General features: G+C 64.9%; 10 protein-coding genes and 1 pseudogene. 6 read left to right on the plus strand and 5 right to left on the minus strand.

From position 1 onward, the window contains the following. Nucleotides 1-531: 531 nt before the first annotated feature. Both DEJ21_RS15520 and DEJ21_RS15525 read right to left on the minus strand, forming a co-directional pair. Entirely contained in the window at nt 532-1,122 is a 591-nt protein-coding gene (locus DEJ21_RS15520) for a DUF1992 domain-containing protein (RefSeq protein WP_111225187.1), read from the minus strand. 59 nt (nt 1,123-1,181) lie between these two features. Further along, on the minus strand, nt 1,182-3,002 hold the full coding sequence (locus DEJ21_RS15525; RefSeq protein ID WP_111225188.1) for a glycoside hydrolase family 15 protein: 1,821 nt from the start codon (nt 3,000-3,002) through the stop codon (nt 1,182-1,184). A 481-nt stretch (nt 3,003-3,483) separates the two neighbouring features. Here DEJ21_RS15525 and DEJ21_RS15530 point away from each other — a divergent pair. From DEJ21_RS15530 to DEJ21_RS15555, 6 genes and pseudogenes are all read left to right on the plus strand, one after another. Further along, a pseudogene (locus tag DEJ21_RS15530) lies at nt 3,484-3,942 on the plus strand (RtcB family protein); the annotation flags it as partial. Between the two features lie 51 nt (nt 3,943-3,993). Continuing rightward, a complete protein-coding gene (locus tag DEJ21_RS15535) occupies nt 3,994-5,424 on the plus strand; it encodes a site-specific integrase (RefSeq protein ID WP_111234729.1) in 1,431 nt (476 codons plus the stop codon). Then, the gene (locus DEJ21_RS15540; RefSeq protein ID WP_146247813.1) at nt 5,421-7,193 is read left to right on the plus strand and encodes a hypothetical protein; all 1,773 of its coding nucleotides are present in this window, start codon (nt 5,421-5,423) and stop codon (nt 7,191-7,193) included. The genes DEJ21_RS15535 and DEJ21_RS15540 overlap by 4 nt, the downstream gene beginning before the upstream one ends. Continuing rightward, a complete protein-coding gene (locus DEJ21_RS15545) occupies nt 7,190-9,103 on the plus strand; it encodes a hypothetical protein (protein ID WP_111225191.1) in 1,914 nt (637 codons plus the stop codon). The genes DEJ21_RS15540 and DEJ21_RS15545 overlap by 4 nt, the downstream gene beginning before the upstream one ends. Next, complete coding sequence (locus tag DEJ21_RS15550) at nt 9,100-9,522, plus strand: hypothetical protein (RefSeq protein ID WP_111225192.1); 423 nt, start codon at nt 9,100-9,102, stop codon at nt 9,520-9,522. Before DEJ21_RS15545 ends, DEJ21_RS15550 begins: the two co-directional genes overlap by 4 nt. Before the next feature lie 101 nt (nt 9,523-9,623). Beyond that, the gene (locus DEJ21_RS15555) at nt 9,624-10,547 is read left to right on the plus strand and encodes a hypothetical protein (RefSeq protein ID WP_146245363.1); all 924 of its coding nucleotides are present in this window, start codon (nt 9,624-9,626) and stop codon (nt 10,545-10,547) included. Between the two features lie 344 nt (nt 10,548-10,891). On the opposite strand, the gene DEJ21_RS15560 is transcribed toward DEJ21_RS15555, so the two are convergent. The 3 genes from DEJ21_RS15560 to DEJ21_RS15565 all read right to left on the minus strand — a co-directional run bounded on the left by DEJ21_RS15560 (nt 10,892) and on the right by DEJ21_RS15565 (nt 12,627). Next, the gene (locus DEJ21_RS15560) at nt 10,892-11,107 is read right to left on the minus strand and encodes a hypothetical protein (protein ID WP_111225194.1); all 216 of its coding nucleotides are present in this window, start codon (nt 11,105-11,107) and stop codon (nt 10,892-10,894) included. A gap of 786 nt (nt 11,108-11,893) precedes the next feature. Beyond that, nucleotides 11,894-12,052, minus strand: a complete 159-nt coding sequence (locus tag DEJ21_RS18375; RefSeq protein ID WP_181431471.1) for a hypothetical protein — start codon at nt 12,050-12,052, stop codon at nt 11,894-11,896. An 89-nt stretch (nt 12,053-12,141) separates the two neighbouring features. Then, a complete protein-coding gene (locus DEJ21_RS15565) occupies nt 12,142-12,627 on the minus strand; it encodes a hypothetical protein (protein WP_220036584.1) in 486 nt (161 codons plus the stop codon). Nucleotides 12,628-12,799 lie beyond the last annotated feature (172 nt).

Consider the following 12,799-nt stretch of genomic DNA (forward strand, 5'->3'; position numbering starts at 1 on the left):
AGACGCCGCCGGCCTGCTGAACAAGACCTTCGGCACCGACGCCGTCAAGCGCGGCCTCCTCGTCGGCACCGCCACCATCACCGCACAGATCAAGTAACACCCCGCACCACCACAGTCGGCCCGGACCACGCAGCAGCGTGGCCCGGGCCGACTTGCGTCGCGGCTCGTGCGTCGAGCGGTACCGGGCGTACCTGACGGAACCGGGCGTACCTGACGGAAACGGACGTACTTGCTGGAACCGGGTGTACCTGGCGGAAACGGGCGTACCTGGTGGGTTCTTTCGACCAGGTACGCCCGTTCTTGCGAACCAACACGCGCGCGATGGGAAAGAACGGGCGCACACGACGGACGGGAGGCCCAGTGCCAGCTGGCACCGGGCCTCCCGTCCGTCATGTGGGTACGCCGGGTCGGCGGCCGGCGTCGTCACGGGCTGGGCGACACCTCACGTGCTCACGTCCGCGTGGTCTGTCGCTCAGCGCGAAACAGCGCCCGGACCGCACCGCACCGCACCGCACCGCACGGCGGCACCGCTCAGCGGCGCCGCCACCACCGCCGCGGCTTCGCCTCGAGCCGCGCCTGCTCCGCAGCCCGCGCGGCCGAAGCCATGCGCACCTCGCGGCGCTCCCGCCAGGCGAGCACCTCGGCCTCGACGTCGCGCATCGGCGTCACCACCGGCGGCCCGCCGAGCAGTTGCCGTCGGGCCTCCTTCACCCGCGCGTTGAAGTCCACCAGGACGTCCCGCACGTCGGACTCCAGCGACAGCGCGTCGAGTGCGTCGTCGAGTTCGGCGTCCTCGGTCCGGAGTGCCAGGGCCGGCGGCGCGATGCCCCGGATGTCCTCACGCTCGATCTTCGACTTGATCCACCAGTCCGGGTCGTGCTGCCCGTCGAGTCCCGGCAGTGGTTTGCCGTGGTACGGGTTGCCCTCGAAGACCCCGCGCCGCTCAGCCTCAGCGATCTGGGCCCGGGCGTGCGCGGCGACGTCGGCGGCCTTGAGCAGCCGACGTTCCTCACGTTCCGACCGCACCTCGTCGGGGTCGAGCGATCCCCGCTCGATCTCCTGGTCGACGAGCTGCTGGTAGCGGTAGCGCGCGGGCCCTGCGGAGCCGGTCCATCCGTGCATCGACGTCGTTCATCGTCAACCCATGATGCCCCGCGCCCCCGACGGTTCGTCCAGCCCCGTCAGGACTTCTCTGAGACTTCTTCGATGGTCAGCGCGGCCTGGATGAGGGCCAGGTGCGACAGCCCCTGGGGGATGTTGCCCATGAAGTCTCCGTCGACGGCGCTGAGCATCTCGCTGAACAGACCGACGTCGTTCGCCTGCGCGACCATGTCGTCCATCAGCTGCGTCGCGTCGTCGACGTGACCGACGCAGGCCAGGGCCGCAGCGAGCCAGAACGAGCACGCCACGAAGGGGGACTCCTCGTCCTGGATGCCGGAGTACCGGTACACGAGCGGACCGTGCTGCAGCTGCTCCTCGATGGCCCGGATCGTGGACTCCATGCGCGGTCCACGGTCGAACGCCGACATCGCGTGCAGCAGGATCGAGCAGTCGAGCGCGTCGGTGCCCGGGTACATGACGTAGTGGCCGAGCTCCTCGTTCCACCCGTTCTCGGCGACCCAGTCCTCGATGAGCTCGCGGTTCTCGATCCACTTCTCGCGCGGGCCGTCGATCATCCCCGCGTCGTGCAGCTCGACCGCGGCGTCGAGCGCCTGCCAGCAGCCGATCTTGCTCGTCGTGTAGTGCTGCGCCTCCTGCAGCTCCCACATGCCCGAGTCGGGCTCCACCCAGCGGTGGCACGCGTCGTCGGCCAGGTCCTGCAGCACCGCCGCCGTCTTGCGGTCGAGCACGTTGCCGGCCCGGACGTACTGCCGCATGATCTCGAACACGTCGCCCCAGACCCCGAGCTGCAGCTGGTCACCGGCGCGGTTGCCGATCGTGACCGGCCCGATGCCGTTCCAGCCCGGGACGTCGCGCTCCTCGACGGAGTCGCTCTTCGACCCGTCGAGCCCGTAGAAGATCGGCATCGTCTCGTCGTGCTCGGCGATCGTGCGCATCACCCACGACACGGCGGCGTGCGTCTCCTCGCGCAGGCCGAAGCGGGTGAGCGCGTGCACCGTGTACGCCAGGTCGCGCACCCAGGCGAACCGGTAGTCCCAGTTCTTCCCGCCGGTGCGGTCCTCGGGCAGGCTCGTCGTCGGGGCCGCGGCGATGGCGCCGGTGGGGGCGAAGATCAGGAGCTTCAGGGCGAGGGCGCTGCGCTGGACGGCGTCCGACCAGGGGCCGTCGTAGCTGAACTCCTTCGACCAGGTCGACCAGTTCTCGATCGTGCGGTCGACCCCCTCGAGCGTGCGCTCCGGCTCGGGCAGGAAGATCGGCTCGTCGTACGTGCCGACGATGGTCAGGATCGACTTCGACCCCTCGGCCGTCGCGAACCGCCCGGAGAACCGCGGGCCCTCGTCGTGGACGGGCTCGAACCCCTGCTCGACGATCGCGATCGTCACGCCGTCGATGCCGATGACAGTGCCGTTGGCGGTGTCGAGCCGTCGGGGCTCCGCGGTGTTCAGGATCGTGCCCGGCACGACGGCCCACTCCATCTCGACCGTTCCCTCGACCCCCTGCACGCAGCGGCCGATCTCGGCCCAGGGAAGGCGGCCGGCGACCCCGGTGACCATGGCGTCGGTCACGGTGGCGGTGCCGGTCGGGGTCGTCCACGTCGTCACGAGCACGTTCGTGCCCGGCAGGTACGCACGGGACACCTGCGCCTGGTCGTCCACCGGCCGCAGCGCGACGTGTCCGCCGTGCTCGGCGTCGACGATGCTCGCGAACACCGGCGGTGAGTCCATCGACGGGATCGGCAGCCAGTCGATCCGGCCGTCGAGCGCGATGAGGGCGACCGTCCGCCCGTCACCGATCGCGCCGTACGAACGGAGCGGGACGTACCCGTTGGTCCGCTCTTCGTTCTCGGTCGCGTCGGGGGTGTCTCGCGTGCGCTCGGTCATGCGTCCAGCCTGCCCCGGCGCTGGCGCCGACCATCAGGCGGACGTACCCCTCGTGGAGAACGCACGCCGGGCCTCCCGCCTGTGGAGAACCGCCGGCAAACCGCGGGCGGATCCCCGGAGCACCGCCGACACGCCCACGTGACTTGCGCATCCCGGGCGTGTCGCACTAGCGTCGTCCTCCTGCCGATCGGCAGACCGCCCGCCCCGGGCACACCGGAAGGACCGCGCATGCGCGCCGTGCAGCACAACGAGGAACGCGTCGAGCTCCAGCTCGCCGCGGCCGCCGTGCTGCCCGAGCAGCAGTGGTCCCTCCGCTATCCCGCGTAGGCACGCGACGTCCCACGACGCCCCGTGCCCACCCGGCCCGGGGCGTTCGTCAGCACCGCTTCCTTCCGTCCGCCACGTCCGGCGACGACCAGGAGGCCCGGCGTACGACCGTCTCGGACCGTCACCTCGACCGTCACGAAAGCGAGACGACTCCATGAAGAAGATCAACGACCGGCTGCTCAGCTGGGCCTCGATGCTCGAGGACAACACCGAGCAGCAGGCCCGCACGACCGCGCGCATGCCGTTCGTGTTCCCGCACCTGGCCCTCATGCCCGACGCACACCTCGGCCTCGGGGCCACCGTCGGGTCCGTCATCCCGACCCTCGGCGCGATCATGCCGGCGGCCGTCGGCGTGGACATCGGCTGCGGCATGATCGCGGTCCGCACGCAGTTCACCGCCACCGACCTGCCCGCCGACCTGCAGGGGCTGCGCGAGCAGATCGAGCGCGCGATCCCGCTGTCGGCCGGTGCGTCGAACCGGAAGATCGTGGCGACCGCCGCACCCCGGATCGCCGAGCTCGAGGCGATGGCCGAGACCGCCGGGTTCGACCCGGACGGCGTGCACGGCGGCTGGCGGAACCAGCTCGGCACGCTCGGGTCCGGCAACCACTTCTAGCGGGGAAGAGGGCGCTGTCAACTAGAATCCTAGCCTAGGAGGCAGACGATGGCCCTGAGATCGATGACCTGGCGCCCTGCGCTCGCGGCGGATGCCGTAACTCTTCCCAGCGGCGGCTCTTCGGAGTACCCGCCCGGCCTTCTTCTGTGGTTCGACGAGGAGTTGCGCCCGCACCGTCCTCTGCAGCAGTACGTATCCTTCTGTCTCGGTCAGTACACCGTGACCACGCTCAATGACTACAGTCGCGAGATCGCCCGGTTCGAAAGCTTCCTCCAAAAGCGCTACGGCCAGCATTTGTTCGGTTCGTTCGTCATTGAGGACGGAGACGAAGCGCTTCGGAGGTACGCGAGATCGAGGACTGATCCCGACGATGAAGATGACACCGTGGTCGTTGGTGCCACCCGCGAGGCGATCGGAAAAACTCGTGCGGCAGTCTTCAGCTTCTACCAGTTCGCTGTGGCAACGGGATGGTTGCGAGATTTCCCGTTCACGTTAATCAAGAAGAGCACTCGAAAGGGCACGATCGAGACGCTCGCGTTTCTGCAAGGCGGACGCTTGACGGAAGGCGGAGGGCGCCCGATCCTCGCCACACAACTTGATCGATTCCTGCAAGTTGGCCTCCTTGGACAAGTCCCGAGTGGAGCACCGGATCCTGACTTCCAGGGGTACAGCACGATTCAGCGCAACGCGGCGGCCATGGGGCTCGGCGTCGGCATAGGGCTTCGTCACAAGGAGCTCCTGCTCACCACTATCTTCGAGGTGCCGAGTCCGCATCCTGACGGTTTCACCCCGGTTCGAGTTGCGGGGACGATCGCGAAGCGGGGGCGAAGCCGAAGGGTTGTCGCCCTTTCTGACTGGATGGTGTCGATCCAGCGATACATCAAAGGTGATCGGCGCCTTATTCAGAGGCGGGCAACCTGGCAGCCGTCTAGGCCCCTCGAGCTCGACCTTCAGGCCACCGACTCGACCGCCGCAGGTGTCGTTGGAGGCCTCGGAAAAGTCATGCTTGTCCCCTGGAACAAGCTTGAGCGCGAAGATCGGACGCGGCTGGTGATGCCAGGAGGAGGATCAGCGCTCGTGCTGCTTGATCACAAGACTAGGTCTGGGGCGCCGTTGCTCAGCAAAGATGTGATCGGCGACGCAACGCGCAACGCTCGGGAGCGCTGTCGCAGGTTCTGGCCGGAGGAGGGGTGGGATTACACAGTGCACTCGTACCGGCACACCTTCGGCCACACGCTCCTGAACCGGCTCGAGAATCGGGAAAGTCTTTCTCGCAAGTTTGAAGAGGAACACGGGCGAAAGCCGGCCTGGCATCTCCTTGTCGAGCGCAGCGACCCGCTCAGGATAGTGCAGGACTCGATGGGCCATAAGAGCTTTGAAACGACTCTGAAGTACACAGAGGACGCCTTCTGGAGTCTACTCGCATCCGTATCCGCCAACCCGGAACACAATCCGGCTCTTCGAGGTGGCCCCGAATGAGGGATCACCGCAGCGCTATCCGATCAGAACCCGTCGATGTGCCGCTCGGGATTGAGATCCTCCAGGACGGACGTACGTATTTCCTGAACTTCCACAAGATCGGAGAGGCTCCGATCGCAAGGCAGCTCCGGGACGCTGCGCTCGGCGTGATCGGAGATCGTGGAGGGGGCGTAAGAGCAGCCGGAAGCGCCGCCGCCTATCAGGACGCAGCCGATTACGCAGTGAGGCTGCTGCGGCCGCGCCTGTTACCGGAAGAACAGCCGCTGGACATCAAAACTGTGACTCCAGCCACTTTGCACACTGCTTTGTTCGAGGGAAGGAGCTCTCCTGCATCCGTGCGGACCACTTTAGCGCGGCGTCTCCTACTGGATGCGGCGAAGGCCGCGAACGCTGATGCAAGCGTCGCTTATCTCAACCGCCTGACGCTCCATGGCTTCTCGGAACCATCGCGACCCTACACGTCCGAGGAGCTGGAAGCGATCATCGACTGGTGCAAGGGTCGCCTGAATGATCTGTTCCTTCGACGACTGTCCGCCTTCCGGATGCTTGATGAGGACGCGTCCGAGAACTCGACACAACGTGCATTTGAAATCGCACGGCAGATCGTAGCTCTGCGTGATCATGCGGCGACGGTGCATGATTGGGTGGCATGGCTGCTTGTCGTTGGGCTCGAGCCGGATAGGCCTTTGACTGGCCAGTACGGCGAGGCTGTGCGGCTCTTGAGCCCATCGGTTCTGGATGCGCAGGCGGCGGCGCTGCTCATCGTCAATGAATTCGGCGCAGAGACATCCGTGCTGATCAGCATGGACACCGCAGATGTCGAGCGCGCTTCGGACAACTCCTCGCTGACGCGGATCAGGGGCCTCAAATCGCGAGCCGACAAGGCCGTTAGCAGGAAAGGTAATGGCGTCAGCATGTGGAGCGGCGGTCGCGTGATCGAACGATGGATTGCAGCTACGGCGCACCTGCGGCTCTTCACGGGAACCGATCATCTTCTCATTTGGGTGCAATCGGAACAATCCGACAAGACGCTCCGAGGCCCGGTCGCCACTGCCATTCCAGCGAGGCCCATCGTCCTCGAGGGCGATTCAAGCGTGGTTTCGCTGCCTTCGGGAGGGTCCGTGCGCATGAGCACGCGGCGCATGCGAAAGACGTGGGCTGCTCGGGCCGATCGCGTGGTCGGGGGTGGGGTGCGGGGGGCGATCGACCCGAATCACTCTGCACGTGTGAGTTGGACCTTCTATCGAGGTGCCGGTCTCTCCAAGGAGGAGCGACTCGAGATCATTGCAGAGGGGCAAGATGAGTATTACGCGAGCATTCTTGCCACCGGATATGTCATCGCGGACTCAGAGAGCCCTGAAGAGATTCGACATCGCCTACGAGAGGAGGGGCTCTCGAATGCCACGATCGACAAAGTCTTGACTGAGGCGCTGGACGATACCGGTACCGCGGGTTGTGTCGACCCGCGTGCCGCGCCCGGTCAGAAGCGCGGCACTCTGTGCCGCAAGACCCCTTTCGCGTGCCTGCTTTGCCCGAACGCCGTCTTCACCAAAATCCACTTGCCGATCATCCTCGCGCTCGCTGATCGGATCGACCATGATCGCGAGGAACAAGTCGCCGAGGTTTTCATCTCGACCTGGGCGGGAGTCGCCGCACGGGTTGACCAAATCCTCGGGGTCTTTTCGCAAGACGCTATTGATGAGGCCATTCGCGACCTCGAAATCGCGCGAGAACGTCTTCGATCCCTTGAGGAGGCTTACGGCCGATGAGCATGCCGCTGACACTCTCTCCCCCGAGTAGGAGCCGATTCCGAGGGAAGACGCTGTCCGATCTCTTCGGCTACGAGCAGATCCCTGGCCGGTACGAGGACAATCGCTGGGACGTACGGCGGCACCCGGATTCGGCTAGTCCGAATAGCAAAAGCAGCTTCGACTTCACTGACGTGCCGACGTGGCTACGAGACGCCATCAAGGAGTTTGTCCTGGTCGCGTCGCGACCCGCGCTCGGAACCGACGTTGATCCGTCCTTCCTTGGGCTGCGGCGTAAAAATCTCAGTACGCTGCACCGCGCGCTCCCGAACCTCATCGTCGACCTGATCACAGTCACGAGCCTGAGTGCGGGCTTGGGGCTGTCGTCAGTTGACGAGGAAGCGTTCGACACGTTCCGACGGGACCACAAGCCGGACTATCGTAGAGCAGGAGCCCTCAAGCTCTTTGCCACGTACCGGACGGCGATGTCACCCGAGGTTGACAAGCTGTCGATCGAGCCGTGGGAAGGTATGTCAGGCCTCGCGGTCGGCGGAGGGTTGCCGGACAACGACGGCGTAAACACGACCGATCTATTCCTAATCGAGGACCTCGCGCCATGGATATCGGCATGCTCAGCCCTCGTCCGTTCGGGGCGGGAAATCGTTCGTGTGGCGACGCTCGATGAGCCGCCAGAGGCGTTAGCTGATTCGAAGGGGAGGTGGCGCAACGCTCGGACCCGCATCGTCCCTCCTCGTGAGGTAGCGACCCTTTCGACATCTTCCGGGCCCATGGACTTCATCGCTACTGACGATCTGAAGCTTGACCGCCAGCGCGCGATTGGGGACGTCGCCGCAGCATGTGCGTTCATCACGGTTGCGATGAGTGGGATGCGGACCTCTGAATTCGAGGTGATTCCGCGACGTCAGCCTCTTGATGAAATCGCCCTGCGTGGTGCACGGCGCGCGCTTCTGCGGAGCTTTCTCATCAAGAAACGGGAACAGCCGCGACGGGAGAACTGGCTGATCCCACCGATCGTCGCCGAGGCGGTGGGCGTCATGGAGTTCATGCTGCAGCAGACGAACCTCTCCGACGATGCTGTGGACCTGCGCACCGGACAGAGTCCGTTGTTCGACCGGCGGCTCCTCGCGCATCTTCGCCGCCAGAACGGGCCCAGTGCGATGCGATTCGATCGAGTGGTCGACCGTATCGGAGCACACATTGACCGCCTCAGTCGGGCAGGCGTGGGTCCGACACGGGGGGAGGTGGAGCCCAACGACCGCGCCCTGCGACGGAACCTCGCGGTCGTCATCTCGGGCCGTGCGAACGGCGCGATCTCTGCGATGGACCAGTTCAAGTGGATGGACGCCAAGACAGCTGCCGGCTACTTCCGTGTCGACCCAGATGCCGTCGCGACTGGCCAACGAGAACTGTACGCAGAAGTCCGAGGTCTACAAACAGAGGTCGTCATTGACGCCCTTCGAAACGAATACGCAGTCTGGGAACGGGCAATCGAGGCTCACCAGGTGCCGTCACTACCCGCGGGCAACGATGCACGCCGGAAGATAGATGTTTTCGCATCGGTGCGCGCGGAGACTCTCGCGGATCCGCGCATCGAGGAAGATTCCCGACGGCTGCGGGAACTTTTCCGTCCGCATGCAGAGTCCATGTTCATGACCGTCTTCGGCTTCTGTGACTTCGACGAAGACCAGGCCCGCTGCGGGGGCATCGGTGCGCCGAACGTCGAGCAGTGTGACCCGTTGGAGTGCCTGAACCACACAACCACTATCTTTGGTATTCAAGGATTCCAAGTCAGTCATGACCGCCTCATCGAGGGCGCTCGAGACCGAAAGCTACCTGATTTGGGACGAGAGAAGATGCGCGCGCAAGCAGCAGAGATTCGCGAGGCTCTGCCCGGATTGGTCACCGCGTGAGTACCCCACTGCCCAACTTCGACGCCGAGGCCCTCCTCGAGCATCCAACAAGTCTCCGCGCGGCGGCTGCCGCGTTCGCCATGATGTTGAGCGGGCAGCGCCCAAGCGTCGAACGAGTCGCTGAGATCGCAGGCACCACTCGCCAAAACCTCTACGCGCACCACAAGCCGGTCATTGAGCTAGTGCGTCTGCTTCGTGCGTCGTGGGAGCCACCCAAGTCGGGCGAACTCGCCGAAATGACGCGCCAGCGTGACGACGCAAAGCGGAAGTTGGAGAAGGAGCGAGAAAAGAGGAAGCTCGCCGAGAGAGAACGAGACAAGGCGATGCACCATCTAGCGCTCAGCGACGCCGCCGTGAGCGAGCTCAGCCGGGACCGCTCGACTGTGGTGCCGCTGTTCGGGCGGACGTCCAAGTCCTAACGGCCTCGCAAGTGCCCGCGTCTTCACGGAAGGGCGCGCTGAGCTCGACAGGCGGTTCGACCGGGCGCCGCAATGACAGAGTGAGGTGTCAGGCTGTCTCCATGGACCGAAGCCACTCAGCTGGACCGGCGTCACCACCCTTGCAACTGCAGGCCGGCCTGCGGGTTGACGTCCCGACCGCGGCCGACATCCAAGCCATCAGCCAGGCATTACTCCTACTTGTGCGGGCCTCGGAGACGATCACCAACGAGACTGCGGATCGTCAGCCGCCAGCCGGGTCCATTGCGAGCGAGCTTTGGCAGGGCGCTGAACCACAATTCGCCATCGATGGCTTCCTGCTCATGCAGTACGCAAACATGTCCGCCTTCGATCATGTGCGAGGGTTCGTGGCGCTGCTTCGAACCCCGACTGTGCGGTCAACCGCTTTGGCGACCGTGGCTCGCGGCGCCCTGGAGTCACTCGCTCGTACGTGGCATCTTCTCCAGCGCCCGGAGTCGGAACAGTTCCTTCACACAGTGCTGTCTTTTCTACGTTCTGACCTGCGCTACTCGGAGTTGCTCGAGGAACCGATCTGGAACCGCAACGGCGATCCTGTCGATGCCGCCGAGCAGCGACGGTTTTACTTGGCGGAACTCACGAGACTTGGGTTACCAGCGCCGAGCAAGATCGATCTCAGCGACCTGGTCGCCGGCCTCCTCGACGCTGCGACCGGCGAGGATGACGGAAGATTGCGATACTCAGCGCTGTCATCGATCGCGCATGGCCAACGGATCGGCATCAACACGTTCGTTGCGACGAACGAGACCGGCTTGATCGTCGGCCTTCGGGCACCCCGCAACGTCGTCGCTGACATGGTCGGACAGCTTGTCGCTACCCTCCACGAGACGACGGCGGATCTTTGTCGGTTCTTTGGCGATCAACCACGTCACATTGATCTGCTCCGAGCGTCATCCCAGCGAGCGGCGGCCGCGCTCGATCCGCTCAGCGAGGCGATCTGGCCTTCAAAAGACAAAGCAACCCAGTAGCCGACTGTTCGTTGACACTCATGCTCGGGCCCGCCGGTTATCGCGTGACCAGTCAGAGGCGCAGGGCTGGCCGTGGACCGTAGGATTCGTGCCACTTCCTATGGACGCGGAGGAAGCGGAAGTGCGCGGCGGCGTATGTATTGCGAACGTCGTTACGTGACGACCAGCTGAGCGAAAGGCCCATTGAGCAAGGCGCTCGGGTTCGTGGTCAACGTCCAACCGTGAAGGTCGGCGGCGCGAGCAGCGTTTGCAGCACTAGTGCGCCCCGCCCACAGCAGCCGCGTGTGACACCTGGCTCGAAATCCGGACCCGTACCGCATGGCGATCGCGGGTCGGCACGCGGTTCATCCGAGCAGTAGTCCGAATCCGAGCAGGAAGGCGAACGGCGACAGTACGAAGAGGAACACGACGAGGGCGATGATGGCAGCCGTGACCGCGGCAACACTCGTCGTGACGACGGACAGCAGGCTCACGAGGCCGACCGCTTGCCTCAAGGCGCCGCCGGTTGCGATGGTGGTAGTCGGCTCCTCAAGGAGGCCATGCAACGGGTCGTCTGCCATCGCACGAGGGTACGAAGAAGATGACGCAGGGACCACGTCGTGCGGGGGCGAATGTGTCGGAAGGCGTGGTGAGCTCTTGGGGCCGGACGAGTGACCCATCCGCACGCCTTCAGCCACTCCGAACCCTGACCTGCGCGCCCAAGCTTGGCATGAGAGCAGCTCTTGGAATCGTCTCGATAGCCGATCGGCTATAGGGACGTCGAGCGCTTTGGGGGCGCCGAGAACTCCCGCACGTTCTACCGCTTAGCTAGCGTGCTTCCGTGGGCCAGGGATGTGAGAAACGCCTCGCGGCCTTCGCGCTTTTTTGCGGGACTTGTCACAAGCCGGTTGAGCTCCGCGACGGGGTGTACGACGATCACGCACTCGCCGCGGGTGAAGGGAAGTGTCCGGCGTCCGGCAGGAAAGCAGTCGTGCCGCGAGGCAACGACCAGCCAAGGGTGTGTTGCGCCGAATGTCGCGCGGAGACTCAGTTCAGCCTTCGGACAGGACGGCTTCACGCCCACAAGGAACCCGGGCGGACGGAGTGGTGTGCCGGGTCTGCTCGACAAGTAAGTGCCGGAGGCGGCTACTTGCTTCTCGGCGCGCAGGAACCTGCTGCGCGACGTTCGAAACTCAAGCCTCGCATTGCCGGTCCGTATTTGGAGGCACGTCGGCGCAGCGTCCGTGCTCTTCGAGGTGGTCTTCCGGGCCTCGACCGACGTCGCTAATGGTGAACCAACCGGTGGCGATGACGTTCACCGCGTGAGCGCCGACCGACCGTACTGACGGCGCACAGCGTCCGGCCAGTCATTCGTCGTCGTCGTCCCAGCCCACGGCGTTCGCTTCGAATTGCCGCGCCGCCTCGTCGACCTGGACCTTGTGCTTGTCGTCAAGCTTGTCGTAGGTGGCCTCGAACGCTTCCTCGTCGTAGTCGCCGTCCATCGACACGGTGAGGTCGACGACCATGTTGTCCTGCTCTGCCTTACTGAGTCGCGCCACCCTCGGTGTCCCTTCAATGATTTTGGCTCAGCCTACGGTTGCGGGGACTGGCTTCGCTAGCGGTTCCAAATCCCGTACGGCCGTAGCAAGTTGACGACCTGGTCCTCGAGGGTTCTGGCTGTGTCGGCGTCCGAGCAGATCGTCCATCGGAGTTCGACTCTGTGCCATCTGATCGCTTCCTTCGCCCACTCGGTCGTCCGGCGGGGTTCTCCGCCTACGAGAGTGGCGAGCTGCTGCTTGACGAACGCAACGTCAGCGAGAGCGTGATCCAGGGCCGCTTCACCGAACCCCGATGCGGCGGCTTTGCCGCTCGTGTATCTGGCAAGCCGGCCGCGCAACCCGCTGGGCTTGCTCTTGCCACTCCCGGCGCGCTCACCGGCCATGCCCACATAGATGATGCGGTCGCCGCTGCGCATGGAGTACACGCCGGGAAGTCGATCGATCGACCTCGCTCCGTCGAAGAACGGCACCCAATCCGTCCACTGTGCGAGCATGTCGACCTCGGTATAGACCTCTTTCCGCCCGGCTCGGCGTTCCATCATTGCGAGAGCATCTCACGCAGACTGCGGAGATGGGCAACCTAGGGCAAGGGTGTGAGCAGCTTCGCCCGGTGTCGTCCTTTTCGCGGTGCTCTGTGTCGTGGGCGCGTCCCGCAGGGCGATGCATTTCCGGGCGGGTTAGCAGCGCCAGCGGTCTCTACGGCGCTGCTCAGCG

This window comes from Curtobacterium sp. MCSS17_006 (assembly GCF_003234215.1).
Taxonomy (GTDB): Bacteria; Actinomycetota; Actinomycetes; order Actinomycetales; family Microbacteriaceae; genus Curtobacterium; species Curtobacterium flaccumfaciens.

Coding starts and splice junctions, on each gene's coding strand:
- DEJ21_RS15520 (WP_111225187.1), bottom strand. CDS start 1,122: ATGCACGGATGGACCGGCTCCGCAGGGCCCGCGCGCTACCGCTACCAG.
- DEJ21_RS15525 (WP_111225188.1), bottom strand. CDS start 3,002: ATGACCGAGCGCACGCGAGACACCCCCGACGCGACCGAGAACGAAGAG.
- DEJ21_RS15535 (WP_111234729.1), top strand. CDS start 3,994: ATGGCCCTGAGATCGATGACCTGGCGCCCTGCGCTCGCGGCGGATGCC.
- DEJ21_RS15540 (WP_146247813.1), top strand. CDS start 5,421: ATGAGGGATCACCGCAGCGCTATCCGATCAGAACCCGTCGATGTGCCG.
- DEJ21_RS15545 (WP_111225191.1), top strand. CDS start 7,190: ATGAGCATGCCGCTGACACTCTCTCCCCCGAGTAGGAGCCGATTCCGA.
- DEJ21_RS15555 (WP_146245363.1), top strand. CDS start 9,624: ATGGACCGAAGCCACTCAGCTGGACCGGCGTCACCACCCTTGCAACTG.
- DEJ21_RS15560 (WP_111225194.1), bottom strand. CDS start 11,107: ATGGCAGACGACCCGTTGCATGGCCTCCTTGAGGAGCCGACTACCACC.
- DEJ21_RS18375 (WP_181431471.1), bottom strand. CDS start 12,052: ATGGTCGTCGACCTCACCGTGTCGATGGACGGCGACTACGACGAGGAA.
- DEJ21_RS15565 (WP_220036584.1), bottom strand. CDS start 12,627: ATGATGGAACGCCGAGCCGGGCGGAAAGAGGTCTATACCGAGGTCGAC.